This is a genomic window from Clostridium nigeriense (assembly GCF_900086595.1).
Classification (GTDB): Bacteria; Bacillota; Clostridia; order Clostridiales; family Clostridiaceae; genus Clostridium; species Clostridium nigeriense.
The window spans coordinates 902,443-928,569 of record NZ_LT575472.1 but is presented as its reverse complement, the minus strand read 5'-3'; the positions used below and the strand labels follow the sequence as shown (position 1 = coordinate 928,569).

24 protein-coding genes are annotated in these 26,127 nt (G+C 27.2%); 3 read left to right on the top strand and 21 right to left on the bottom strand.

All coding sequences use genetic code 11. The features are described 5' to 3' along the window. Positions 1-28: 28 nt before the first annotated feature. Genes BN6774_RS04595 through BN6774_RS04560 form a run of 9 tightly spaced genes read right to left on the bottom strand, consistent with a single transcriptional unit; the run spans position 29 to position 7,588 of the window. Positions 29-1,480 (bottom strand): oligosaccharide flippase family protein, encoded by a 1,452-nt coding sequence (locus tag BN6774_RS04595; RefSeq protein ID WP_066890485.1) that lies wholly within the window; start codon positions 1,478-1,480, stop codon positions 29-31. Continuing rightward, positions 1,477-2,442: a glycosyltransferase family 2 protein gene (locus tag BN6774_RS04590; RefSeq protein ID WP_066890482.1), complete on the bottom strand. Its 966-nt coding sequence runs from the start codon at positions 2,440-2,442 to the stop codon at positions 1,477-1,479. The genes BN6774_RS04595 and BN6774_RS04590 overlap by 4 nt, the downstream gene beginning before the upstream one ends. Next, the gene (locus BN6774_RS04585; protein ID WP_066890480.1) at positions 2,439-3,149 is read right to left on the bottom strand and encodes a glycosyltransferase family 32 protein; all 711 of its coding nucleotides are present in this window, start codon (positions 3,147-3,149) and stop codon (positions 2,439-2,441) included. Before BN6774_RS04585 ends, BN6774_RS04590 begins: the two co-directional genes overlap by 4 nt. A 29-nt stretch (positions 3,150-3,178) precedes the next feature. Continuing rightward, the gene (locus BN6774_RS04580; protein WP_159426813.1) at positions 3,179-4,045 is read right to left on the bottom strand and encodes an ATP-grasp fold amidoligase family protein; all 867 of its coding nucleotides are present in this window, start codon (positions 4,043-4,045) and stop codon (positions 3,179-3,181) included. A 22-nt stretch (positions 4,046-4,067) separates the two neighbouring features. Continuing rightward, a complete protein-coding gene (locus BN6774_RS04575; RefSeq protein ID WP_066890475.1) occupies positions 4,068-4,721 on the bottom strand; it encodes a CpsD/CapB family tyrosine-protein kinase in 654 nt (217 codons plus the stop codon). A gap of 17 nt (positions 4,722-4,738) precedes the next feature. Continuing rightward, positions 4,739-5,416, bottom strand: coding sequence for a YveK family protein (locus tag BN6774_RS04570; RefSeq protein WP_066890473.1), 678 nt, complete (start codon positions 5,414-5,416; stop codon positions 4,739-4,741). A gap of 54 nt (positions 5,417-5,470) precedes the next feature. Then, positions 5,471-5,614, bottom strand: a complete 144-nt coding sequence (locus BN6774_RS18475) for a hypothetical protein (RefSeq protein ID WP_159426812.1) — start codon at positions 5,612-5,614, stop codon at positions 5,471-5,473. A gap of 19 nt (positions 5,615-5,633) precedes the next feature. After that, positions 5,634-6,947: a UDP-glucose dehydrogenase family protein gene (locus BN6774_RS04565; protein WP_066890471.1), complete on the bottom strand. Its 1,314-nt coding sequence runs from the start codon at positions 6,945-6,947 to the stop codon at positions 5,634-5,636. A 29-nt stretch (positions 6,948-6,976) separates the two neighbouring features. After that, positions 6,977-7,588 carry a sugar transferase gene (locus tag BN6774_RS04560; protein WP_066890469.1) on the bottom strand — a complete coding sequence of 204 codons (612 nt, stop codon included), beginning with the start codon at positions 7,586-7,588 and terminating at the stop codon, positions 6,977-6,979. Between the two features lie 699 nt (positions 7,589-8,287). Here BN6774_RS04560 and BN6774_RS04555 point away from each other — a divergent pair. Beyond that, the gene (locus BN6774_RS04555) at positions 8,288-10,348 is read left to right on the top strand and encodes an EAL domain-containing protein (RefSeq protein ID WP_328586447.1); all 2,061 of its coding nucleotides are present in this window, start codon (positions 8,288-8,290) and stop codon (positions 10,346-10,348) included. Between the two features lie 46 nt (positions 10,349-10,394). Here BN6774_RS04555 and BN6774_RS04550 read toward each other — a convergent pair whose 3' ends face one another. The 3 genes from BN6774_RS04550 to BN6774_RS04540 all read right to left on the bottom strand — a co-directional run bounded on the left by BN6774_RS04550 (position 10,395) and on the right by BN6774_RS04540 (position 14,406). Next, a complete protein-coding gene (locus BN6774_RS04550; protein ID WP_066890465.1) occupies positions 10,395-11,747 on the bottom strand; it encodes a family 4 glycosyl hydrolase in 1,353 nt (450 codons plus the stop codon). Positions 11,748-11,872: 125 nt separating this feature from the next. Then, positions 11,873-13,426, bottom strand: coding sequence for a PTS transporter subunit EIIC (locus tag BN6774_RS04545; RefSeq protein WP_066890463.1), 1,554 nt, complete (start codon positions 13,424-13,426; stop codon positions 11,873-11,875). Between the two features lie 149 nt (positions 13,427-13,575). Then, positions 13,576-14,406 (bottom strand): PRD domain-containing protein, encoded by an 831-nt coding sequence (locus BN6774_RS04540; protein WP_066890461.1) that lies wholly within the window; start codon positions 14,404-14,406, stop codon positions 13,576-13,578. A gap of 317 nt (positions 14,407-14,723) precedes the next feature. Between BN6774_RS04540 and BN6774_RS04535 the strand changes: the two genes are divergently transcribed. Continuing rightward, positions 14,724-15,296, top strand: coding sequence for a hypothetical protein (locus BN6774_RS04535; protein WP_066890459.1), 573 nt, complete (start codon positions 14,724-14,726; stop codon positions 15,294-15,296). A gap of 114 nt (positions 15,297-15,410) precedes the next feature. Here BN6774_RS04535 and BN6774_RS04530 read toward each other — a convergent pair whose 3' ends face one another. The 6 genes from BN6774_RS04530 to BN6774_RS18815 form a co-directional block, all read right to left on the bottom strand. Continuing rightward, entirely contained in the window at positions 15,411-17,393 is a 1,983-nt protein-coding gene (locus BN6774_RS04530; RefSeq protein ID WP_066890457.1) for an FUSC family protein, read from the bottom strand. Positions 17,394-17,778: 385 nt separating this feature from the next. Further along, the gene (locus BN6774_RS04525; protein ID WP_407922088.1) at positions 17,779-18,108 is read right to left on the bottom strand and encodes a PTS lactose/cellobiose transporter subunit IIA; all 330 of its coding nucleotides are present in this window, start codon (positions 18,106-18,108) and stop codon (positions 17,779-17,781) included. Positions 18,109-18,135: 27 nt separating this feature from the next. Then, positions 18,136-18,450 (bottom strand): PTS sugar transporter subunit IIB, encoded by a 315-nt coding sequence (locus tag BN6774_RS04520; protein ID WP_066890453.1) that lies wholly within the window; start codon positions 18,448-18,450, stop codon positions 18,136-18,138. 122 nt (positions 18,451-18,572) lie between these two features. Next, the gene (locus tag BN6774_RS04515; RefSeq protein ID WP_066890451.1) at positions 18,573-19,475 is read right to left on the bottom strand and encodes a DUF7916 family protein; all 903 of its coding nucleotides are present in this window, start codon (positions 19,473-19,475) and stop codon (positions 18,573-18,575) included. Positions 19,476-19,542: 67 nt separating this feature from the next. Further along, on the bottom strand, positions 19,543-20,454 hold the full coding sequence (locus BN6774_RS04510; protein WP_235829581.1) for a PTS sugar transporter subunit IIC: 912 nt from the start codon (positions 20,452-20,454) through the stop codon (positions 19,543-19,545). Beyond that, entirely contained in the window at positions 20,439-20,627 is a 189-nt protein-coding gene (locus BN6774_RS18815; protein WP_235829580.1) for a hypothetical protein, read from the bottom strand. The genes BN6774_RS04510 and BN6774_RS18815 overlap by 16 nt, the downstream gene beginning before the upstream one ends. A 212-nt stretch (positions 20,628-20,839) precedes the next feature. On the opposite strand from BN6774_RS18815, the gene BN6774_RS04505 reads away from it, so the two are divergent. Further along, positions 20,840-22,033 (top strand): ROK family transcriptional regulator, encoded by a 1,194-nt coding sequence (locus BN6774_RS04505; protein ID WP_066890449.1) that lies wholly within the window; start codon positions 20,840-20,842, stop codon positions 22,031-22,033. 98 nt (positions 22,034-22,131) lie between these two features. Here BN6774_RS04505 and BN6774_RS04500 read toward each other — a convergent pair whose 3' ends face one another. The 3 genes from BN6774_RS04500 to BN6774_RS04490 form a co-directional block, all read right to left on the bottom strand. Beyond that, a complete protein-coding gene (locus BN6774_RS04500) occupies positions 22,132-22,887 on the bottom strand; it encodes a sulfite exporter TauE/SafE family protein (RefSeq protein ID WP_235829579.1) in 756 nt (251 codons plus the stop codon). Positions 22,888-22,988: 101 nt separating this feature from the next. After that, entirely contained in the window at positions 22,989-24,770 is a 1,782-nt protein-coding gene (locus tag BN6774_RS04495) for a glycoside hydrolase family 35 protein (RefSeq protein ID WP_066890443.1), read from the bottom strand. Further along, positions 24,770-26,122 carry a PTS sugar transporter subunit IIC gene (locus tag BN6774_RS04490; protein WP_066890440.1) on the bottom strand — a complete coding sequence of 451 codons (1,353 nt, stop codon included), beginning with the start codon at positions 26,120-26,122 and terminating at the stop codon, positions 24,770-24,772. Before BN6774_RS04490 ends, BN6774_RS04495 begins: the two co-directional genes overlap by 1 nt. Between the last annotated feature and the right edge of the window lie 5 nt (positions 26,123-26,127).

Genomic DNA, 26,127 nt, shown 5'->3' with positions numbered 1-26,127 from the left:
ATTATATCTTTTAAAATATATAATTACCCTACTTAATTGAAATTTTAGACTTCCAACTACTATAAACATCATAAAGTAGTTCTTTTATAGGATTATTAAAAATAATCATTAAAGCTCCATAAAATATAAAACATAATATACAGCATAATAATAATGATAATATAGTAATTTCAAGGAAAAATGTGATTATATTTACTAATATAAAATTTACTAATCCAAATAATAAAAAAATATATGTTCCTTTAAAAAGTGATGATATCTTTAAGTATCTTTTTACTAATACCACCTTTAAAATAGTAGCTGTCAACTCTGATAAAATAACTGTAGCTACTGCACCACCTACCCCTATAATTGGTATAAGTGTAAAGTTAAATATTAAACTCACTAAAGCGGCAGAAATTATTGGAATTATATACTCCCTATTTTTACTAGTAGGAATAATAAATTGATTCGTAAATACTAACCCAACAGGAATAATTATTGCTATTAAACTAATTATCATCATATATGGAGTTATTAAATTAAAATCTTTTCCAAAATATAGAGGTACAAACTGCCTTGATACAGCTGACATAGAACTAGCTCCAAAAATACCAATGCAAATTGTAATTTCTAATGATCTTTTTAAATACTTCTCTATATCTTCTATATTATTTTTTTCATATAGATTAGCTATTGTTGGCATAAGTACAGTACTTAATGAAGTAATAAATGCTAGAGACATCTTTGGAACCTTTAAGCTTTGAGAGTAATAACCTACATCAGTTAAGCTAGTTAGAGAACCTACAACAATTTGATCCGCCACAGTATAAAGTTGTATGCATATTTGAGGAAGAAAATATATTAAAGATTCCTTTATATATGGTCTTATATTTACTTTAGTAAAATTAATCTTATTAACGTACTTAATCAAAGAAATCCAGTATGTGAAACATCCAAAAAAACTCGATAAAGAAGTAATTAATATATATTTATTTAAATCTTCATAGTTTTTTACAAAGATAAAAATTGAAATTACACTTATAATTCTTATTAAAGTATTTCTAACAACTATTTTCTCAAAATTTTCTAAGCCTATATAAAACCAACTAATATCTAAAAATACTGATAAAACTATAGGTAATTGAAGTAAAAACAAAAGTTTCAAAGAACTTCCTAAGTTTATAAAAAATATTATATAAAATAAAGTTGATAAAGATGTAGAAATAACTTGTAAACACCATATATTCCAAAAGGTTTCACTTCTACTTTCTTTTTTATCTCTTTTATAAGCTATGTGCTTACTTCCATATCTATCTATACCTAGCTTTCCAAAGGAAGCAAAAACAACTGCAAAAGAAGCAGTATAGTCACTTCCACCTATTCCATCCGCCCCTAAAACCCTAGATATATATGAGGCTGTTAAAAATGGTAATATTAAAATTAGAGCTTCATATGAAGCATTATACATATAATTTTTTAAAATTCTTTTATTACTCATAATTTTCTTTTTACTTTCTTGATAAAATTAAAGATTCTCAACTTCCATAAAATAATTCTAAGTTTATCTTTATGACTTAAATCTTTTAAAAATAAAAAGTCTTTAAAAGATATATTTAACTTATAGTAATCTGATTTTTTAAAGGAATTATAATTATTATTTAAACTTTCATTAGTATAGTGATATATAAAATAAGATAAGATATGGGCTTTAAAAGTTTTAAAGCTATTTTCATTTATCTCGATGTTATTTTCTTCTATATATTTCTTAACACTTGTCATTGCATGATAATAATCTACGGTTAACTTTTTATTTTTTTTATTAACTGTAGAGCCTTCTCTTTGCCTATAAAAATATAAAGGCTCATCTAAATATGAAATTTTGTTAGCATTACTAATAGCCTTAAATACTGGAAAAATATCCTGAATATATCTATCTTTTTCGAATTGAAAATTATTTTCCTTTAATAAGCTAAACTTAAAAAGTTTATTCCATAACTGGCCTTGAATTTTATACTTAAGCATCATATCTACTACCCGATAATTATCATATATAGTAAAGGAAGGCATATTCTTTAAAAATTTTATATAATTATTCTTATCATAATAAAGATAATAATTTGAAATAACTACATCACATTTAGCTTTTATAGCTATACTGATTAATTTCTCTAACATGTCTGCTCTTAAAAAGTCATCAGAATCTACAAATAATATATATTTACCAATAGCATACTTTAAAGCTAAATTTCTTGCTTCCGACACTCCTTTATTTTTCTGAGAAAGTATTTTTATATGTTTAAACTTATTTCTATACTCATTTACTATTTCTAAACTTCTATCCCTTGACCCATCATCTACAATAATTAATTCATAATTTTTATAGCTCTGATTCATAATGCTGTCCAAACACTCTCTTAAATATTTTTCTACATTATATATAGGTAAAATTAAACTAATCATAATTTATCACTTTTAAATAACCTCACAAAATTTAATAATCTTTCTTTAAATTTTGACCTTAATATTTGATGAGGTTTTCTCCAAGTTCCTTCATAATAATGAATAGTATAAGTATTATTTGTAATTATAGGTTCTTCCCAAGAATGCCTTTTAGGATAAAAATATTCTTTAGGATAAATTGCAACCTTATCTAAAAAATAAGAAACTTCATTAAAGTTTTCTTTATACCCATTTTCCTTTGCAATTAATGTAAGATGAATTGGTATAGCAAGTTTTTGAAGATTTTCTTTAAAATCATCGTAATTTAAATTATTATAGTATTTTAAAACTTCTTCTATAAATTTATCTTCCTTTTTGCATCCCCAAATTCCAAAAGCAATTAAAAAATCTTCTATTCCACCAAAAGAGTTATTCTTTAATAATTCATCAAAAGGCTTCAATACTTCCATATCAGTATCTAAATAAATTCCCCCATAATTATAAAGAACCCAAAGCCTACAATAATCCGATACAAAGGCCCACTTCTTATTTTTATAAGCCTCTTTAGTAAAATAAAAATCCTCAATATTAAAATTTTTTTCATTCCATTCAACTATTTCATAATCTTTTAAATATATTTTCCATGAATCAATACATTTTTTAACTATTTTAGGCTTTTCTTTTCCACCAAACCAACAATAATGTATTACTTTAGGAATACATTCCATAGATTATCCCTCCCCACATTTTATAAAATCTACATTACTATAGGATCGTTATATCTTTCTAAATCTATTAATTTAGATATTTCTAAATCTTTTTCTATAGGACGGAATCTATCTGTACCATTTGCAGGTGTAAAAGTTAATTCACTAAAATATAACCTTTCATCAACAGCATTAAAGTCAACTCTTATATATTCAAATCCTTCTGCTAGTTTTTCTCCAAGTTCAATTAATTTCTCTAAGTACATAGGCTTTTTTATTTCACCTGAAGAATTTTTCACCTTTCCCCTTGTATATACCCTTGTCCAATCAGTAAGAAAATAATCTTCTGTATATATTTTAAATCTACCTGTATGAACTTCTATAAGTTTTACCTTTCCAGAAAAGCAGTGCAGATTATACTCTATTAAAGCTCCATCTTTATCTTCTAAGTATTCTTCACAAACAATTTTCTTCTTAATATTTTTATATTGAGGCTCTTTAGTGTATTTATAATAGTCTTCCTTATATAATTTTTTAAGATGTTTATTCGTTTTATCTATGTCTAATAAAGCTTTATTTTTACAAATTATATTCTTATCTGACCCATTATTTAACTTTAAGATAAACTTTTCAGGTAAATATCTATAATCAATTTCACTTACCTCATCGTACACTGCAATTAATCTAGTTAAGTACTCCTCTCCTATTTTACACTTTATATAATCTCTAACTAAATATTTATCTACTAATGTTGTAAATCTCTCAAGATTGCCATAAACCTTTATCCACTGTAATTTTTCTCCATAAAACTTCGGTTTTTTTAAATTTAAGATTCTCCCATAGGTTCTTAAATTATCAATCTGCATTACTAACCAATCAGGTAAATAAACACAAATTCTTCTTAAAGCTCTTTTCACTCTATTACCTCCTATAGTTCTACTACCTTTCCCCATACTTATAAGAATATTTTTTAGAATCTATTTTTATTGCATTTAATATAGCTCCTATTACATTTACATTAATACTTTTCAGCCTCATATATGCTTCTTTTATTTCTTCCTTATTTGTTTTTCCACATTTAACTACTAATATAACTCCATCAGCTTTAGTTGATAAAATTTGTGAATCACTTACAAATAGTACTGGTGGCGAATCTAATATAATATAATCATATTCATTTCTTAACACTTCTATAAAAGCATACATTCTTTCTGATGCTAAGGCTTCTGCTGGATTGGGTGGCATATGCCCTGAAGTAATAATATCTAAGTTATCACTATACTTTTTTAGTAATAACTTAAATGAGTCTTCTCCTACTAATATTTCTGATAAGCCTAAAGTATTTGATACTTTAAATCTTCTATGAATGCTAGGCTTTCTAAAATCACAATCTATTAATATAACTCTTTTATTACCTTGTGCTAATGTTAAAGCAAGATTGGAAGATATAAAAGTTTTTCCTTCTCCTGGATTTGGGCTAGTTACTACTATAACCTGATAATTTTTATCTAGAGAGGAATATTGAATATTGGTTTTTATCGTTCTAAAGCTTTCAGCTATAATAGCTCCAGATGGTTTCTCTACTTCAAGCATTATATTTCCTCCTATTTTTATTTTTCAATTAAAGGAACACTCCCAATTATAGGAATATCTAGTTCCTTCTCCAATTCCTCTTTACTCTTAATAGTTTTATCAAATCTTTCTATTAAAAAAACTGATGCTATTCCTAACACAATTCCAGCTAATGCTCCTATTAGTACATTAATTTTTTTATTAGGACTTACTGGTTTTTCAGGAAGTCTTACCCTTTGAACTACTTTAACATTTCCATTAGGTAATATTTCTTTTGAAACTTTTACAAACTCACTTGTGAGGTTATTAATAAAATTTCTAGACTCATTAGGATTTAAACTTCTGTACTTTACCTCAAGAATCTGAGTGTCAGCAATTGCTATTACAGTTAATTTATTTTCTGCCTCTTCAACTGTAGAATTAATTTTAGACTTTTCTATACTACTTAATAAAATATCAGGGGTTCTAATTATTTCTGAATAAGTTTTCATTAAGGTCTGGTACATAATAATATCATTTGCACTATAATTTTGATTTTCTCCTATGGCTTCCTTTCCTATAAAAAACTTAGTACTTGCCTCATACTTAGGCTTAATAATAAAGAAGCTTAATATTAAAGATGAAATAATAAAGATTAAAAATATTAAAACTACGATTTTCCACCTTTTCTTTAAGGTTAATAAAAAATCTTCTATGCTTACAAATTCCCTTTCCATAACACTCCCCCTTTAGTACTACTACTTATGAGCACCTATTTATATAAAATTACGCTAATAACTATGATTAGTCATTAAAACAAACTTCTCTGACAATACATCAAAGTCTATTTCGTCAAAATTGCTATATACTCCTAATAATAGAACTAGATATTCTTTTCTAATTTCCTTATTTTCTTTGATGATTTTATATTCCATAGCAAACCAGCTATTATTTTTACTTTATATTAAGAACCTCTTCCCTTCCTACCGAGTAATAATCTACCTTTACTCTTCTAATTTCTTCTAGATTATAGCAATTTCTACCATCAAATATTACTGGTGTTTTCATTAGCTCTATATATTTTTCTAAATTTAATGATTTTATCTCCTTCCATTCAGTAAATATAAACACCATATCAGCACCTTTTAATGCTTCCTCTGGATTATATACATAGCTTATATCTATATCATATTTTTTCTTAAAGTTATTTATTCCTACTGGATCAAAAGCCACTATTTCAGCACCATCTTCTAGTAATCTTTTTATATTAGGAATTGATGGAGCTTCTCTTAAATCATCTGTTTCAGGTTTAAATGTTAATCCCAGTACTGCAATTTTCTTTCCTTTTAAACTTCCAAACCTTTGCTTAGCCTTTCTAAACATTTTAAATTTTTGATTTTCATTTACTTCTATTGCTGCCTTTATAGTTTTTATTTCATATCCATGATCATTTGCAAGCCAGTGCAAAGCCTTAGTATCCTTAGGAAAACATGATCCACCATATCCAAGTCCTGCATTTAAGAACTTGTCTCCAATTCTTTTGTCATAGCTCATCCCCTTAGTTACATCCACGATATCTGCTTTCACTATTTCACAAAAGTTAGCCATTTCATTTATAAAACTAATTTTTAATGCTAAAAAATCATTTGAGGCATACTTTATCATTTCAGCACTTCTTCTATTAGTACAAACTATAGGTACATTAAATTTATCGTATATATTTCTTAAAGTATTTTCTGCATTCTTTGATTCTACCCCTATAATTATTCTACTAGCTTTCATTGTATTCACTATTGCTGTTCCCTGAGATAAAAACTCTGGATTAGATGCAACCTCAATTTTTACCGTATTTACTAATGTTTCTTTTAAAAACTCCTCAATCCTATCATTTGTCCCTATCGGTACAGTAGATTTAATAACAACTAAGCAATCACTTTCAACATTTTCAGCAATTTCCCTTGACACTTGAAACACATAATCTAAATTAGCTGACCCATCTTCTCTTTCTGGAGTTGAAACTGCAACAAATATAACATTTGAATTTTTATAAACATTTTTAAAATCTGTAGTAAAGTCTAACTTTTTTTCTTTAAAATTTCTTATTATCATTTCATCTAATCCTGGTTCATATATAGGTGATATTCCTTTTTTCAAGAGATTAATTTTATTTTCATCGATATCAACACAGGTTACACTATGTCCAACTTCCGCAAGACATACCCCTGTAACTAATCCAACATATCCAGTTCCTGAAACTGCAATTTTCATTTTTCTCCCCCATCATTTGATATAGTAACTTAATAAGCATTATTATCTCCAAACAATAAAAAAATTGTTTTAAATATTAATCTTATATCTAATAATATATTTCCTTCATTTACATATTTAATATCAAGTTCCATCCATTCATTAAAATTTATATTATTTCTTCCGGATATTTGCCAATAACATGTAAGTCCTGGTTTTACTTCCAATCTCTTTAACATCCAAGGTTCAAAATTCTTTACTTCATTTGGAAGGCTTGGCCTTGGTCCAACTAAACTCATTTCTCCCTTTAATACATTTAACAATTGTGGTAATTCATCTATACTTGTTTTTCTTATAAATTTTCCTACCTTAGTGATTCTAGGATCTTGCTTTATTTTAAACATAGGTCCAGACATTTCATTTTTATCTTTTAATAGCTTTTTAAGTTCCTCTGCATCTTCTACCATTGACCTAAATTTATAAATCTCAAATTCTTTTCCATTTAATCCAACTCTTCTTTGAGAAAAGAGTACTTTTCCCTTAGAGTCTAACTTAATTAAAATTGCTACTATTAAAAATACTGGACTTAACAAAATAATTCCTATAATGGACCCAACTATATCCATAGTTCTTTTAAAGATTGAATAAACAATCTTCTTCATAAATACACCCCTATTTTTGGTTATTTATTTGACTTCATACTAATTAACATACCAATTAACAAATTTATGAAGCCCTTCCTATATGTTTGTAGATGGTCAAAGCTAGTTACTTATTGAATTCTACTTATTGAGACATAAATAATTGGAATATCCTCCTCCCTTAAAGGCTCAAATAATTTTTTAACTTTAACTTTTCTTCCTAATGAATTATTTCAATTATCTTCAATAAACTTATCAATTATATTTATAATTGCCTTAAGATCAATATTAAGGCTTTTTAGTAACTTAATTTTTTATAAATCTATATAATGCTAAGGGTAAATTTTTTCTTATATATTCTATGCTTTAATTAAAGTTCTGTTACCATAAAAATTATATTATTATATATTTTCCTTAATTTAATATGCTTAAATTTCTTAAATTATGATAATAATTATCTATTAATATAATTTGTTTATATTAATAGATAATTTGAGCACCTTCCCCCTTTACAACTTTTAATTTTAATTTTATAATTTTAATCTTAAAGTACTAATAACTTTACTCTTATTTCTAATTTTCTTTAGGAGGATCTATGATTAATATAAAAAATAAATTTAACCCTAGTTTTTTTTATATTTCTGTAATATTTCTATTTTTAAGTATTCTTTTTTTTATGACCTATTCTAATAATTACATAAAAAACAGTTTGATAAAAGCATATTAAGATCTATTGAAAATTTATCAGTTGAAAATAGCATAAGTATAAACAATGAGATTAAAAATAAATTTAATCTTTTAACTGGGATTGCTAATTCACTTACAAAAGAGGATTTGGAAAATCCTCAAAGTACAGTAAAAAACTTTGAAAAAATGATTGAGATTAATAATTTGAAAAATATAGATATTGCTATGCCAGATGGTATTTCTTATGCTACTAAAGGCGAACCAATAGATATCTCTGATAGGGATTATTTTATAAAATCTATGAAAGGAGATAATTATGTTAGCGAAATAGTTATATCTAGATTAGATGGAAAAAAGACTAATATTTTTAGTGTTCCTATATTTGATGAAAATAAAGTTATTGGAGTATTGACTGCATCAGTAACCACTGAAGAATTTGTTAAAAATATAAGTTTTCATAGTTCAAATAAGTTAGGTTTTACATTTATAATTGATGAAAATGGTAACTTAATAGCTCATGAAAATAATCTTTACTTTCCAACTGAAAATTTTAATTTATTTAATATACCCCACTTAGAAGATTCAGATAACCATTTAACTTTAAAAACTTTAAAAGAAAATATAAAGAATTTAAATAATGGATATGTAGAAATAGACTATGCCAATGAAACCTACTATATGTATTATACAAAATTAGATTATTCTAATTGGTGGTTATTAACACCTATTCAATCCGAAACAATTAAAAGTACCTATAGTTACATCATAGAAACTATGAGAACAATTAACATAATAATACTACTTTTATTATTAATACTATTTGCTATTACATTACATAAAGAAAAGAAAAACTACAATAAGCTTAAATCAATAGCCTATATGGATCTTGTAACTGAAGGAAGAAATAATTTATTTCTTAAAGAAAATATTAGCTCCTTCATAAAAAAAGAGCATAATTATGCCTTTTGCAGTTTAGAAGTTATTAACATTAAAAATATAATTAATATCTTTGGTGTTAATAAAAGTAATTTCTTATTAAAAGAAATTTATATGTACTTATCTCAATTTTTAAAGAAGGATGAAATTGTAGTTCATAGTTGTTTAGGAGAATTTAACTTACTTATTAAATATGATACTATTAAAGATTTTACTAAAAGAATAGATAAAATAAATTTTTCTAATATTGATGGTAATATAAAATTTAAAATAGGAATTTATTTAATTGATAAAACTAAAATTAACTTTGAAAATATGTGCTCCTATACTAATATTGCTAAAGAAGCCTTAACTGGAGATAATAAGTATTTTATATATAACAATCAACTGCATAAAAGAGAAGTTGATAAAATTAATTTAGAGCAAGATATAAAAAGAGGCATTGAAAACAAAGAATTTAAATCATGGTTTCAACCTAAATTCGCTAAAGATGGAAAAACTATAATAGGGGCTGAAGCCTTAGTTAGATGGTATAAATATGGAAGTATAATATCTCCATATATCTTTATTCCATTATGCGAAAAAACCGGCTTAATAAGAGATTTAGATGAACTGCTTTTTGAAGATATTTGTAAAAATCTTCGACTATGGATTAATAAAAAGAAAAATGTTGTTCCTATATCAGTAAATTTATCTAGAGCTTATATGGATAAAATTGATTTTATTGAAACCTTAGAAAAATATATTAATAAATATCAAATTCCAAGAGAACTAATTGAATTTGAAATAACAGAAAGTTCAATGATAGAAAATGAGGAAAAACTTAAATTAAATATTTCCTCGTTACGTAATAAAGGTTTTAAAATATTATTAGACGATTTTGGAGTTGGCTATTCTTCAATAAAAACTATTTCTGACATTCATTTTGATACTATAAAAATAGATAAAAGTTTTGTTAATGAAATAGGTGTACAAAAATGGGAACATATAATAAATTACACTATTTCACTTGGGAATAAATTAGGTATGGATGTTATTGCAGAAGGAATAGAAACTGAAGAACAATATAAATTTCTGTTAAATTGTAATTGCAATATGTTTCAAGGTTACTATTTTAGTAAACCATTAAGTCCTAAAGATTTTTCAAATCTTATTTAAAGATTATATACGTAAATAAGGTGCTACTTTAGTAGCACCTTATTATTTATTTAAGCTCTGGCCAAAATTCTTTATTTGCTTCTATCATATCATCTAATATGTCTTTCGCTACTAATGCTGATGGAACTGTTTTATTCATAGCAAAGGCTTGAAGTACCTTAGCATAAGAACCTTCTATTGCTCCTTCTACTAATAACTTTTCTGAAGCTACTTGCTGTTCCATTAAACCTTTATGGAAAGTTGGAATAGCATCAATTTTGATAACTTCTGCTCCATTTTTGCCCATTAGTGCTGGCAATTCTACCATAACATCATCATCTATATTTGGTATATTTCCGTTATTAGGCTCAATAACAATAAACTTTTGCTTTAAATCATTTTTAATAGATACAGCTAAATCTGCAATAAAGTTACCATGTGCCCCATGATAGAATGCATCTTTTGTTATCTCTCCAGTTTTTAAATAATGATCTACACCTTCGAATAAATTCTTTTCACGACTCATCATAACTTCATTTGCTCTAGTCCATTCTGCATCTGAATGTTCTACTACATCCTTAGATAGCAAGTAGTATTGTAAATAAGTATTTGGTAAATAATCTGGGAATAAATCCATCATAGTCTTCATATTATTCCAAACCTTAATCCAAGATTGAGAAGCATGTCTTTCTCCTTCTTTTAATGGATTCTTTTTCATAGCTTCAACATATTGTCTTGGCATTAAAGTTCCAACTTCATTTAAATATTCACGAACTTCTTTAATTATATCTCTTCCTTCATAAGTAATTTCAGTAAACCATCCAAAGTGATTTAATCCAAAATACTTATAATCCATCTTTAAATAATCTACATCTCCTAAGCATTTACTAATCATTTCTAAGATAGCTATTGGCATATCACAAATGTTTATTATTCTTGCATTAGGCCTTAAAACTCTACAAGCTTCAGAAACTACTGCTGCAGGATTTGAATAATTTAATATCCAATAATCTTTAGCAGCATATTTTTCAACATCATCTATAACTTCCATCATAGGAAATATAGTTCTAAGTCCATAAGCTAGTCCACCACATCCACAAGTTTCTTGTCCAACACATCCATGTTTTAGTGGAATTTTTTCATCCATTTCACGCATAGCATATTTACCAACTCTCATTTGAGCAAATATAAAGCTTGCATCCTTATAAGCTGTTTCCTTATCAGTAGTTACAGTTAACTTAATATTTGAATTTAGTTCTTTTAAAATATAGTCTACTACAACAGCAACCTTATTTTGTCTTTCTTCATCAATGTCAAATAATCTTACTTCTGTTGCTTCTAAGTCCTTTTCTCTTAATGCTATTGATTTTACTATTCCTGGAGTAAACGTACTTCCTCCACCTACTATTGTTATTATCATATCTACACATCTCCTTTTGCTATAATTAATCTATAATGACTGAACATATATAAGTTTTAATTTACAGGTGTTATTCCGAGTCAACTAAAACTTAAATATATTCACTTGAGAACTAAACTTTAAAATTAAAGTGTTAATAACACATCTTCAACTTCCTTACGTACCTCAGGTACTTCAATTCCAAATATGATTTGAACATTATTTCCCCTCTTAACTATTCCACTATTTCTACATTTATTTATTTCTTCTTCGTTTAATAAAGAAAGATCTTTAACATCTACTCTTAATCTAGTAAAACAATTAGTTACATTTACTATATTTTCTTTTCCACCTAATCCATTTATTATTGCTAAAGCTTCTCTTGCTCCAACTCTATTTCCTATTTTGTTGCCTTTAGAATCACTACTAACTTCTTCTCTACCTGGAGTTTTAAGATTAAACTTCTTAATTATGAATGAGAATAATACAAAGTAAACAGCTATTTGAATTAATCCTAAAATAAACATTACTGGCCAATTAGTCTTTTGAACACCTGCTATAAGGTTATTTAAAGTTATAGTAATTATACCTCCACCTAACATAGAAGTTACATTAAAGACCTTTAATAAAACTATAAATAATCCTGCTATTGCTGAATGTATTAAATATAAAACTGGTGCTGCAAATATAAATAGAAAATCAAATGGTTCAGTTACACCCGAAAGACAAGCTGTAATTGCTAAGGGCATTAATAGTGCCTTTACACTTTGTTTGTTTTCTTTAAATGCAGTCTTATAGAATGCTAATGCTATTCCTATGTAACCAAAAGTTTTAGTAAATCCAGTTGCCATATAATAAATTGTATCTGAGAACTTTGTTACTGCTGGATTACCAAATTCAGCAATTGTTATAGCATAAGCCCCTGCTAAAGTTTGCTCTCCAACTTGCATTACTCCTCCAATATCAGTAAATTGGAACGGAACATAAACTAAGTGATGTAAACCTGTTGGTATAAGTAATCTTTCTAAGAAACCATATATAAATAATCCAAAGTTTCCGCTATTTTTAATAACTACTGTTAAAGCTTGTATTCCTTGAGCTACTACTGGCCATACAAATGTAACCATAACTCCTAGAGCTAAACTCACTAAAATCATTAATATAAATGAGAAACGAGTTCCTGAATACATTGCCCAATAACCTTTAAACTTAGAGTCGCAAGATTTATTAAATACATATCCTACTAAGCAACCAATAATTATTCCACTAAATACACCCATATCAGATACTTGAATTCCTAAAACAGATGCTTGTCCAGTACCTATCAAACCTAACATTTCGCTTGGAGTTTTTAACATCTCAAAAGTTTTCAATGTAATGTTATTTGCCTTTAAGAACATTAAGTAAGACATGAAAGCTATAATTGATGCCTGATGTTTCTCCTTCTTAGCTAAAGCTGCTGCAATTCCTATACAGAAAATTATTCCTAAATTATTAACTAAAATCATTATGCATTCATAAATCAGCTTTCCAACTAATTGGATTGGTGTCCATTTTAAAAACGGTAAAAATTGAGTAACTGTTGCATTGGTTAAAAGTACACCAAAAATTAAAATCATACCTGCAACAGAAAGGTACATAAGAGGTTGAACCATAGCTTTCGCAAATTTTTCTGCCGATGCTAAAAATTTTTCTTTCATAATTTTTCTTCCTTTCAAAATAAACATTAGTAAATTTATATATTATTTTAATGAAAACGTTTAATAGAAGCAAAAAATATAGACCTAAATTATACTTAAGAAAATTTCTAAATATAATCTAGGTCTAGCCTGCCTTACCAGTAACAATCCTAATTTCTTATAACTTTTAATAAATGTACCATCAAATAAACTTTTTCTTGTTTTAAAATTTGATAATCAAATGTAGATCTTATATAATCTTCTACCTTTTCAACACAAACTTCTAACTTTGAATCTTTCTTTTTAAGTAAATCATATAAGTCATCTACTCCATCTACTGTTTTCGTAGAGTTAGTTATTATTCTTTGGGCTAAAAACTTTAAATGAGTCGTTAACCTTGAATAATCTAATCTATTTTCAGTTAAATCAATATCATAAACTTCTTTTAATATTCTTGATACCCCAGAACATAGAACTAAAATTTTTCGAGTATTATTTGTTCCAATATCTAAACATGCATTTACGATATGTATTGCTATATAGCTTGCTTCATCAACTGGAAGTCTTTCTCCTGTATACTTCTTTACAATATCTAATGCTCTTAATCCAATTTTATATTCTTCAGAATATAGGGATTTAATTTCATTACTCATAAGGTTAGGTAAAATTAAACCTTCTTTAAGTCGTTCTACTGCACAAAAAATATGATCAGTTAAAGATATTATAATTTGGCTACTAAGTTTAATATCTAACTCCTTACTTGCAATTCCAATTATTTCTTCAACAGCTTGGAAATATTCAATTGGAGTGTTTTCAAAAATCTCATTAAACTTACTCTTGCTTTCATCTTCTATAAAATATCTTTTTTCTATCTTATCTTCGTCTATCAAATCGCCAACCTTTTTCTTAAACCCAATACCTGAACCTTGTACTATTACTTCTTTATTATCATCTGTAATAGTAGCCACTATATTGTTATTAAACAATCTGATAATTTTCATTAGTATAATCTCCCAACCCGTAAATTTAAATAAAAAAAGACCTAAATTAAACTAAAGAAATAAATCAGTTTAATGTTAGGTCTTGCCTGCGTTATCAGTAACAATCCATATGTTATGGTTTTATTATACAAGCCTTTTTTCCCTTTGTCAATGTTTACATAGAAATATTTTTATTTATTATACAAAATTCAACAAATTAATACATTTATTTTGAACTTTATCTTGTTATTTTATTAACATATTGGTATAATGTGTATGAAATGTATATTTAATATATATTAATAATTTAATATTGAAACAACTTAGGGGGAATCATAATGAAAATCAAAACATTAGCACTATCAATTGCTGTATTAGCAACACTATTAACAGGCTGTGGAAACAAATCAGAATCAACCGATGTTAAAACACCAGAAAATACTCCTACAACTGAAGCTAAAACTGATGTAGTATCAGGTGCTTCACAAGTAAATGACGAAGAAACTTTTAAGCAAAAAATCTCTAAGGATAATACTAACTTTATGATTATAGTTAATAAGGACTTAACTTTCACAGAAGATTTAGTAGTTGAAAGTGGAATTAAAAAAGACAAAGAAGGCAAAGAAGCTCCTAATCGTGCAATTGCACCTGCTGCCGAAGATGCTAGCTTAAATATAAGTGAAAGATATACTATTACAGTACCAAACCTAATTTTCGCTGGTGAAAATGGAAAATTTGAAAATGGTACACTTAAAGGAAATATATATGTACAAGCTGAAGGATTTATACTTCAAGATGCAACAGTAGATGGAAACATATATTTTGCAACTCAAGAACTAAAAGATGCATTTGAAGTAGATGAAACTTCTAAAATAACCGGATCAGTTGAAGTAAAAGAGTACACAAAATAATATTAATTATCTAGAAAGACTTAACAAGAACTTTACTTAAAACTAAAAATCTCAGTTAACTAATTTAATAGTCAACTGAGATTTTTTAATTTTATTATTTTACATTTATTCATATTACCTAGAAAGTTTTTTATACTTTTCGCTTACTAAATCGTACATATTTTCTACAGTATTCATACAATTAATAACTATGCTATTAAAATATAAATCATTACTAATTAAGCCATAATCCTTAGCTTTCTTTGACATAATTTGATCTACAGTTAACTCATTACTTTCTAATGTTATCTGAATTCTATTTAAAACAATTTCTATATTATCTAGAACCTCATTTATATTCTTATCCTCTTGCAAAATTCCTTCATTATTAATAAGTATATATGAAATCTGTTGAATTTCGTGTATAAGTTGTTTGTTTATTTCTAATAAATTATTATAAAAGGATTCTTCACATTCATTTTTCTTTTTGTAATTTTTGATATCTACATTTATTTGATTTGATCTTATTAGTAATTCCCTTAAGTATGTGCTATCAAATTCACTTCTGTTTTCTAAAGCCTTTCTTAACATTAATACCATTTCTCTGTCTATTGTAATAAGCTTAGTTACATTTAATTTAAATTCATAACTACTCTTATTAGGCAAGATGTACTTATTTGCTAATATTGAGATAATAGCTGCAATAAATATATATGCTAATCTAAGTTCTATCGCTTCATCCCTATCCATTGCTAAAGTAACTAGAGCAAGTCCATAGCAAGTAGTATATGAAGTCATAATCCATGTTGATGGTATTACTGAATACATGCATACTGTCATTAAAACTATTATTATAATATGAGCATTTGTTGTGTTAAATATACTAAGTAATAAAAATGTTAATATAGAACCAAGAATTGTACCTAAAATACGATTATTAATTCTTTCTGCGCTATCCTCATAAAAAGGAGCAATCATTAAGAATGCATTCATAGGAATCCAATAAGCATGATTTAATCCTGATAACCTAGATATTAAGAAAGTTACTGTTAATACAAATGATAACCTTAATGCAAAACGCAATTGAAATCTATCTAATTTAAGATTGTAGCTAATTCCATGTATTTTATGTGTTATTTTTGGTATTTTCCAATTCTCCTTTATATTATCAAAATTTGAGTCAGCCATATTAGAAAGTGCTACTTTCAAAATATTAATAATATACTCTATATCATATTCTATTTTCTTATTCGTAAAATATTTTTTTTCTATAAAATTATCTAATAATTTTATTAAATCTGTATTATTCTCTTCATTAATCTCTTTTGATATTTTTTTTAATAATTCACTTAATTCATTTAAAAATAAAATATCACTATCCTTTAAGTCATCATAACTCATATAAATACTTTTTATAACATACTGAAACTTCTGGAATACCAACATAAAATAATAATTATTGGAACCAAAACTATCTACTAAATACTTATAATTTCTACTTGAGTATATAAGATTATTTAATCTATAAATTATTCTATTAAGTTCATCTATATCTCTTTCTAATTTTTCCTTTTTTGATAGCTTATTTATTTGTTTTGATAAGTTTAATAGACCAATTTGTGCTAATTCGTAACTATTTTTCTTTTTCTGTTTTAATGAACTTATAAATAACCCTATAGTTACTACTAACATACCAAAAATTAAAGCACTAAATCTTTTAGGTAAGTCTGAAAATTGAATAGGTCTTAGCTCTAAAAATACAAATGCCATTACATATACAAAATATCCTCTTGGTGTAAAACTATCTGTATATAAATAAACTATAAGAGATGGCAACATCAAATTTACTACTATACATAATATTAAGCTTAGGTTTGCAATATAAGAAAAAGTTGATATTAATATTAACATAGAAAATATTCTTAATAATCTTTTTAAATTAAATTCTTCTTTAGATTTAATTCTAAATAATATTGTTAAAAATGGTGCTATTATAACTTCACTTGTTCCAAATATTTTCAGGAAAGAAAAAAATAAAATAATAGCTACAATAATAGTTGGTAATCCATTTACAAATCCATTTCTTACATTTTCTAACTGTTTTTTTACTATTTCCACCTGTCATTCACCTCTATCATAGCTCTCATTTAATATACTTAATATATTCTTTTCAAATTTTTTTGTCAATAATTGCTCATTCTATTTACTTCTTTTATAAATATTATAATATTATGTAAATTCTCATTTCTTCTTGGTGTTATAGATTATTGTCGCCATTATCTTATTAGCACTTTTTTCATTAATAAATCTCTTCTTTAATATATCTACCAAGGGATTATATATCACTTTTTCCCCAACTTTTTTTACTTTAGCTTTACTATAAACTAAAATCTTACGAAATACTTAACGTAATTTTATTTCTCATACTAAAAAAACCAGTAGCAGAATAACTATAATTATTCTGCTACTGGTTTTTATATAAAAATATTTTTTTATATAATGATTACTTTTCATCAATTCTCTTATAAACTTCAACAATTTCCTTTGCTAAATCTGTAAATGCCATTGAAGTCATTAAGTGGTCTTGTCCATGTACCATTAATAAAGAAACTTCTGACTTATTTCCTTTAGCTTCTTCAGTTAACATTCCTGTTTGAGAATGATGAGCCTTTACTAATGAAGCTTCTGCTGCTGAAATCTTAGCTTTAGCTGATTCAAAGTCTCCAGCTTTAGCAGCTTGAATTGCTTCCATAGCATTGCTTTTAGCATCTCCACCATACATAATTAACTCCATAATAACTTCTAAGTTTGTTTGTTCTTCCAAATTAAACACTCCTTTTAAGTAATTAGATCTATAATTCTATTTCATTAATTTAATTGCTTGATCCAATACCTTTTCTCCATTCATCATACCGTAATCTGTCATTTGTATTACATCTAGTGCAATTCCCATTGGTGCAACCTTTTCTTCAAATTGCGCCTTCATAAATCTTACTTGTGGTCCTAAAAGTAATACATCTACCTTTTTCTCATCTAAATAAGCATCTGCTTCACCTGCTGAAATAGCAAATATATCTGCTTCTATGCCCTTAGCTTCAGCAGCCTTTTGCATTCTAGTAACCATTAAACTAGTACTCATTCCTGCAGCACACACTAACATAATTGTCTTTTTCATATATATACACCCTTTCTTATCTGTGGTTAATACTCTCTCTAATTTTGGTAATATATAGGAAGATAAGTTAAATTTTAACCCATCATCCTAAATATTCAACTATATTTCCTTTTATTTAATAATTAACGGTTAATTGAACGTGCTATCATTGATACTGTATGGCGAACACCACGTATTGCCTTACTCATAGCAAAAATATTCTCGAAAGGTGCAACTCCACCATAACCAGCATCCCCAATATGTTGAATATCTACTCCACAGATCTTATTTCTTATTGCAATTTGTTTAATAGTATCTTCATCTGAGCTTTCTTGGCTAGTACCAATAGCAGTTAATACAAGAGCACCTTTTTCATGTGCTACCCTAACTACTTCTTTTAGTTCTGAATCATCAAAACCAGGTACAGTACCAACTGCAGGTACTAATATAATATCTGCACCAGCATCAATGAAACTTTCCACTGCCTTTAAATCAGCAACTGGCTCATTAACACCAGCTCCATGCATTTTACCAGCAATTATTAATCCTGAGAAATTTTCTTTTGCTAAACGAATTGTTTTTTCTATTTGTGAATTAGTAACTCCTGTACCTGGATTACCAGTAAAGCATACAAAATCCATACCTAGCTTTTCAATTTCCTTAATTGTTTCAAGGTTAGCTTGTCTACCTTTACTTATAGTATAAAGATCCTCTGCCATGTCAGCCTCTAAGTCTACTGGCTCTAGATTTACACCTATTGGACGACCTACTAAATTATGTAGTTCATCTACAAAAGAAGATCCTTCTTTTACTTCTAGCCCAAAGATCCAAGGGTTTAAAACATCTACACAATTAAGCAGAATTAAATCCGCTCCAAAAGCTCTAGCTATCTCAGAGTTAGTAATATCACCGATAAAGGATTCTCTTGGTGCCACATTCTCTGAAAGAATGGTTCTCCCTTCGCTTGCTTTAATACTTTGTTTTAACTCTGCTGCGGTCATTTGTAGTATCTCCGAAGCATTTGCACTAATTAATCTTTTACCCATAATTACTCCTCCAAATATTTCTTTAACTTTTATATATATTAATTTATTTCAATTTGACTAATTTTACTTAATTCATTACTTCATTAGCTTCTACTGCTTCTAAAGCTAAATTTTGTTTTTCAACTGCTTTATAGAAGAACCAATAAATTGCTACGTCTACAAGTATACATACTAATTGCAATATAGCTCCGCTTATATGATTTCCAGTTATAAGGAATCCACTAAGAATTGGTGGCATTGTCCAAGAAACTGTTATACCTTTAGTTCTTGCAACTAATCCCGAAGCCATTGCTACATATGATATTACCGCATTTGCTACTGGTGCTAAAATAAATGGTATTATTAATGAAACATTCATCACTATTGGTAAACCAAACATAGCAGGTTCATTAATATTAAATATACCAGGAGTTAAAGTTAATGGCGCCATAGCTTTAGTCATTTTACTTGCATTTTTACGTCTAGCAATAATTGCAATAATTGTTCCAAATATGTTATTACCAAGTAACCCTAAAGGTCCTCCTAGAACTATCATCATTATGTCATGAATATTACCAATATTCATCTTATCAAGAACTGCAAAAACAACTAACCATAAAGTTATAATAGCTGCACCTGGAATTAAAGCACTAAAGATTCTAGCAACTGCAGGTGGAACAGAATCTGGTAATTTTATTTGAATATCACGTTTTATAAACCAGCAAAAAATTGAAGCTGAAATAATGCCAAGAATCATAGCTACGAATAAACCTTTACTTCCCATGTAGCCAACTGGGATGCCTGTACCTGTTTCACCACTTACAAAAGGTGTAACAACTATAAATGAAGATAATGCTATAATACCTGCTGAAACTCCATCAACTTTATTTTGACGAGCTAAGCTATTTGCAATTCCGAAACTTGCTACTATCCCCATCAATCCGAAACTACTATCTACACCCTTCCATAAATAAGCATCAATTCCTACAGCTGCAACCAATCAGTCCATGCTTTAACTGGAAAACTTGCTATTATCATGAATAACGAACCAATAATAATTAGTGGCATACTTAATGTTATACCATCACGTATTGAAATTAATACTTTGTTTGACCCAAGCTTTGCAGCTATAGGTAACATTTTTTCTTCAAGAAACTCATTTAGTTTTTTCATATTGACCTCACCTCACTTAATTAATTATAAAAAATAAATTATAATCATATTAAAACCATTTCATATGATATATTAATAATAATTAATTATTTATTAACTAAATATTATATTATATTTTATAATCTGTCAATGTTATTTTTAAATTAAATCAATATAATTGTTTATAAATTATTATTAATATTATATAATATCATTATGAAAGGAGGTTAAATATGAAACTTACAAAAAACCAACAAAAGTTAAGATTTAAAATTTTAGATAAAATATATGCTAAAGGTCCAATTTCAAGAATTGACATATCAAAAGAAACTGGTATTACACCTGCAACAGTTAGTGAAATTACCGGAAATATGATTCAAGAAAATCTTATACATGAAATTGGTGAAGTCATACCTGAAGAAAGTAAATCTGGTAGAAAAAAAATACTTTTAGGGGTATCTTCTAACCATAGTTTCTATATAGGTACAGAATTATCTCTTAAATATATCTCTTTTTGTTTAACTGATAATACTGGAAAAATTATTAATGATAAAATAATTTCACTAAACTCATCTAATTTAAGTGAAACTTTAACAGAAGAATACTATATTAATGAGTTAAATAATTTTATAGATAAATATAAGAAATTTAGTCCAAAAGCAATTGGTGTTGCACTACCAGGGCACTTTGATGATAATACTAAGAGTATTATTAGTAATAATGTATTTTGGAAAAATTTTGATATAAAATATATTTTAGATAATGTTGAACTACCAATTTTCTTTGAAAATAACGTCAAATGTATGACACTAGCTGAAAGGCTATTTACCTTCACTGGAATTGATAGCAACTTTATCTTCTTTCATGTAAGTAGAGGAATGTTTTGCTCTTATATGTATAATGGTAATCTATATGCTAAGGATAACTTTCTTGTTGGAGAAATAGGTCATATAGTTGTACACCCAGATGGAGAGTTATGTGAATGTGGTAAGAGAGGTTGCCTTCAAACCTATGGTAGTGAAGCATGGATTATTAAGAAGTCTCAAATCCTTTTTGATAACTCAGAGGTCACATACTTAAAGCAATTGGTTTCAGATAAAAATAAAATATCAATAGAAACTGTATTAAAAGCATATAGCTTAGGGGATGAAGGAATAATAAAAATACTTCACTCTGCAATTAAGTACCTTTCAATTACTCTAAATAATTTGTCCATGATGATTGATTGCAATAAAATTATAGTTCATGGAGAATTGTTTAATGAACCTTTATTAAGAAATCTATTAAAAGAATTATTAAATCAAAATATTAGTCTATTATCTAAACATAAAAAGCAGGATATTATTATTAAAAGTTATCATAGTTACAATGGAGCTTTAGCTGCTGCTGCTCTTTGTTTATCCAAACATTTAATTGAATTTAATTAAGTTATTCAAACTTCAATAATATTAAATTCATCTAAAAAAGGCACTAGTTGATTATTTTAAAACCAAATAGTGCCTTTTATAACTATATAAAAACTTAATTAATATAAGTTTAACCCATTATAAATATTTATACAGCATACTATAATTATAACTGTTCGAAATACTTTTGCTACCTTATCTTCTGATAACACTTTGCTTGCTTTTACTCCTATTAAAGCTCCAATAATAGCTGCTGGTATTATGTATAAAAGCATACTTAAGTTATACTTCTCTAATCCACCTGAAATTGTTATTGTAAATAACTTTGATAATTGTGAAAAGAAAATTGTACAAATAGAGTACACTGTCGCTTCTTTTATTCCCATTGAAAATACCAACATAAATAATGCTACATTAATAGGTCCTCCACCTATATCTAATAAACTGGAAACAAATCCTAAAATTATTCCACATGTTATATATGAAATAAAATGATTTAACTTTAAACTCTTAAAGTTATATTTACTATAAATAAATGCAAATATAAGAGTAATAATAGTTATTGTAATTTGAACCAACTTAACTATAGCTTCATCTTCAAATAAATCCAATAGAAAATTAAATGCAATATTACCTCCACATCCCCCTATCATAGCTCCAATAGCAACAAAAATAATTATCCTCCAATTAAACTTCATTCCACTTTTTATCCTCTTAATTATAGATACAATAGACATAGTAAAAACAGCCATTGTAGAATAAAATGATATGACTTCTACAGGATCTGCGCCAATAAAATCAAAAATAGGTTTAATTATGACGCCTCCCCCCATGCCAGATATTGCTCCTATTGCATTTGAAAAAATAATTACCAAAAAATATATACTCCCAATCATGTTCATATCCCTCTAGCATATTTAATGTTAGCTATTATTAATTCCTAATTGGCTGTCTCTGTGACAGCCAATTTAAATTTTTATTTATTAGAATAAATAGGTTTATCACTAAATTTAAGCTCTTTAATTAAGTTATTTTCAGTTTCAAATATAATAATTTCATTTTTGTCTTTTAAGAAACCAGATGGAACATATAAATATTGTATCGGTCCTCTAGACCAATATCTACCAATATTAAATCCATTTATAAATATACATCCCTTTCCATATTCGGAACAATCTATAAATGTATCACAGATCTCATCTAACTCAATAGTAAAATGATAAAATGTAGGTGTATTTACTATAGTCATAACTTTTTCTTCAAATTTAATTTTTGAAATCATATCTTCATCAAGTAATAAAGGATATTGCTTCCATTCACTATGGAAATGATTATTTATCATAACTCCACCCTTTATACCTTTTCTTTGAGTAGAAGCATTTAACTTATGTCCATAATTTACTCTTCCTAAATTTTCAACTAATATATCAATCTTTATAACTTCATTTTCACTACTAAACTCAACTTCTGTTCCTATTTCTTCCTTATATTGAGTAGAAATAAGTTTTTCATCTACATATATATGACATCTATCTGAAGCATCTATTACTTTTAATTTTTCATCATGATAATAATTTTTTATTTCACTACTATATAACATATATCCATAGTTACAATCTAAATCTTCCATCCCCTTGGGATATACTGTTTTTACTTCTTTAGAAATATCTGAAATAACAGACATAAGATTAGCAACTCCATCAGTTTTGTAACTACCAATATTCTTTACTGTTCTCTTTCTTGGAGGCATTTGTTTAATATTAGGATATAGTGATTTCATAACCTTTTGTAATTCAAAATATTTATCACTTGGATTTCCCCATTCAGTTAATACCGCATCATAATCATAAGAAGTAACTTGTGGCAAATCATTATTTCCCCTTGCAGAACAACCATTCATAAACCCAAAGTTTGTTCCACCTCTAAACATATAGAGATTTATACTACCAATTTCAAGCATCTCCTTAACATCATTAGCTAAATCAATAGAATCCCTGCGAATAATCTCTTCACCCCATCTATTAAACCATCCATCCCAATATTCCATGCACATAACAGGCCACTTTTTATCGTTTTCTTCCATAAAATCTTTAAGTATCTTACAATTTTCTTTTGATTTTGATCCAAAATTACCAGATACAAAAATATTATCTTCAATTAGTGATCCAGATTCTAATGCTTCAATCCACGTTCCATCTGAAGTGAAAAGGGGAACATCTACCCCATTTTCCTTCATCATTGATGCTACAATTCTTAAATATTGTTTTTCATTACCATAGGAACCATATTCATTTTCAACTTGCATCATTAAAATTGGTCCACCATTCGTTACTTGGTACTTAAGTAATTTCGGTAATAATACTTTGTAGTAGTTTCTTAATTTTTCAATAAATTTATTATCTGAACTTCTAAGCTTTATATCTTTATCCTTTAAAAGCCATGCAGGAAGACCACCAAATTCCCATTCAGCACATATATAAGGCGTAGGTCTTAAGATAACATATAAACCTATCTTTTCAGCCGTTTTTATAAATTTTTCTATATCTTTGATTCCTTTAAAATCAAATTTTCCTTCATATGGCTCATGAATATTCCATGGAATATAAGTTTCAACTGTATTAAATCCTAATGCTTTTAAATTGAACAATGTGTCTTCCCATTGTGAAGGATGTATTCGGAAATAATGAATAGCTCCAGATAGAATTTTGAATTTATCATCATCTATATAAAACTCTTCCCTTATTTCAAACTTAGGCATTAAATTTCCTCCTTATTAGCCATTTTTACAAAAGGTAAATAAACTAATGTAGCAATTACTAAATTAACTACTGATAACACAATTGCTCTCCAGTCAAATCCCGTAGAGAAGAAACCATATAATACCGGTGGCATAACCCATGTAACATTTTGAGTAACTGGAGCTACTAAACCAAAACTAGTTGCAAAATACGCAACTGTAACCATTAAAGCTGGTGCTAATATCTTTGGTATAAATAATATTGGATTCATTACTGTAGGAAGACCATACATAACCGGCTCACCAATATTAAAAATACATGGAACTATACCTAACTTTGCAACTTCCCTATAATGCTTATTTCTTGATTGCAAGAATATTGCTATCAATAGGCCTAATGTTGCATACCAAACAAATGATCCAAATGATACGCTTGTCCATAAATAAGGAATTGGTTGACCATTTTGAAAAGCTTCCATATTAGCTAATAAAGCTACTCCAAAAACCCCTTCCATAATTGGTGCCATAACGTTTCCACCATGTATACCAAAAAACCAAAGTAATTGTATCATTACTGCAAGAATTAAAACTGCAAAGTAGTTTTGAGATAATCCTAATAAAGGCATTTGTAACATTTTATAAATCCAATCATTTATTAATTCTCCAGTAACTCTATTAAATACATATGTTAATATAGCTATAGAATATAAAGCAAGAAAACCAGGAATTATTGACATAAAAGGTTTAGCAATTGCAGGGGGTACTGACTCTGGTAATTTAATTGTCCAGTTCTTATTCATAACTTTACAGAATATAATAGAAGCTATAAAGCCTATTATCATTGCTGTAAAATATCCTCTTGAGTTAATTTGGTTTATAGGAAGAACATTTCCAGCTGTAACAGATAAAGAGTTTCCATCAACGAGAATACCCTTAACTCCATTAAAAATGCCATTTAAAACTTGCTCATCAGCATTTGGTAATTTTATTTTTGTAGAAACAGTATTACCAATTGAAATTATAAATGCAGAAAGGGAAATTAAGCCAGATGATAATGTATCTGTTTTATAAATTTTCGCAATATTTACCCCTAAAGAATAAATAAATAATAAAGACACTATGGCTAAACTTCCTTTAAATATCAAATTATTAATATCTACAAGCCAACTAAATGTTTGGGGAATAGAAGTATTTCCAAACTGACCAGGTACATCCACTAAAAATGCATTTAATAAAATAGCTATAGAACCAGTCATAACCACTGGCATTGTTCCTATAAAAGAATCTCTAAGAGCTATTAAAAATTTTTGATTACTTATTTTTGAAGCAATTGGTAATAGATATTTTTCCATAGATTCCATAAATTTGTTCATTTTAT

Coding starts and splice junctions, on each gene's coding strand:
- BN6774_RS04575 (WP_066890475.1), bottom strand. CDS start 4,721: ATGCTTGAAGTAGAGAAACCATCTGGAGCTATTATAGCTGAAAGCTTT.
- BN6774_RS04535 (WP_066890459.1), top strand. CDS start 14,724: ATGAAAATCAAAACATTAGCACTATCAATTGCTGTATTAGCAACACTA.
- BN6774_RS04565 (WP_066890471.1), bottom strand. CDS start 6,947: ATGAAAATTGCAGTTTCAGGAACTGGATATGTTGGATTAGTTACAGGG.
- BN6774_RS18815 (WP_235829580.1), bottom strand. CDS start 20,627: ATGAAAAAACTAAATGAGTTTCTTGAAGAAAAAATGTTACCTATAGCT.
- BN6774_RS04520 (WP_066890453.1), bottom strand. CDS start 18,450: ATGAAAAAGACAATTATGTTAGTGTGTGCTGCAGGAATGAGTACTAGT.
- BN6774_RS04590 (WP_066890482.1), bottom strand. CDS start 2,442: ATGATTAGTTTAATTTTACCTATATATAATGTAGAAAAATATTTAAGA.
- BN6774_RS04495 (WP_066890443.1), bottom strand. CDS start 24,770: ATGCCTAAGTTTGAAATAAGGGAAGAGTTTTATATAGATGATGATAAA.
- BN6774_RS04570 (WP_066890473.1), bottom strand. CDS start 5,416: ATGGAAAGGGAATTTGTAAGCATAGAAGATTTTTTATTAACCTTAAAG.
- BN6774_RS04540 (WP_066890461.1), bottom strand. CDS start 14,406: ATGAAAATTATCAGATTGTTTAATAACAATATAGTGGCTACTATTACA.
- BN6774_RS04585 (WP_066890480.1), bottom strand. CDS start 3,149: ATGGAATGTATTCCTAAAGTAATACATTATTGTTGGTTTGGTGGAAAA.
- BN6774_RS04545 (WP_066890463.1), bottom strand. CDS start 13,426: ATGAAAGAAAAATTTTTAGCATCGGCAGAAAAATTTGCGAAAGCTATG.
- BN6774_RS04550 (WP_066890465.1), bottom strand. CDS start 11,747: ATGATAATAACAATAGTAGGTGGAGGAAGTACGTTTACTCCAGGAATA.
- BN6774_RS04515 (WP_066890451.1), bottom strand. CDS start 19,475: ATGGGTAAAAGATTAATTAGTGCAAATGCTTCGGAGATACTACAAATG.
- BN6774_RS04490 (WP_066890440.1), bottom strand. CDS start 26,122: ATGAACAAATTTATGGAATCTATGGAAAAATATCTATTACCAATTGCT.
- BN6774_RS18475 (WP_159426812.1), bottom strand. CDS start 5,614: ATGGAATATAAAATCATCAAAGAAAATAAGGAAATTAGAAAAGAATAT.
- BN6774_RS04505 (WP_066890449.1), top strand. CDS start 20,840: ATGAAACTTACAAAAAACCAACAAAAGTTAAGATTTAAAATTTTAGAT.
- BN6774_RS04595 (WP_066890485.1), bottom strand. CDS start 1,480: ATGAGTAATAAAAGAATTTTAAAAAATTATATGTATAATGCTTCATAT.
- BN6774_RS04560 (WP_066890469.1), bottom strand. CDS start 7,588: ATGAAGAAGATTGTTTATTCAATCTTTAAAAGAACTATGGATATAGTT.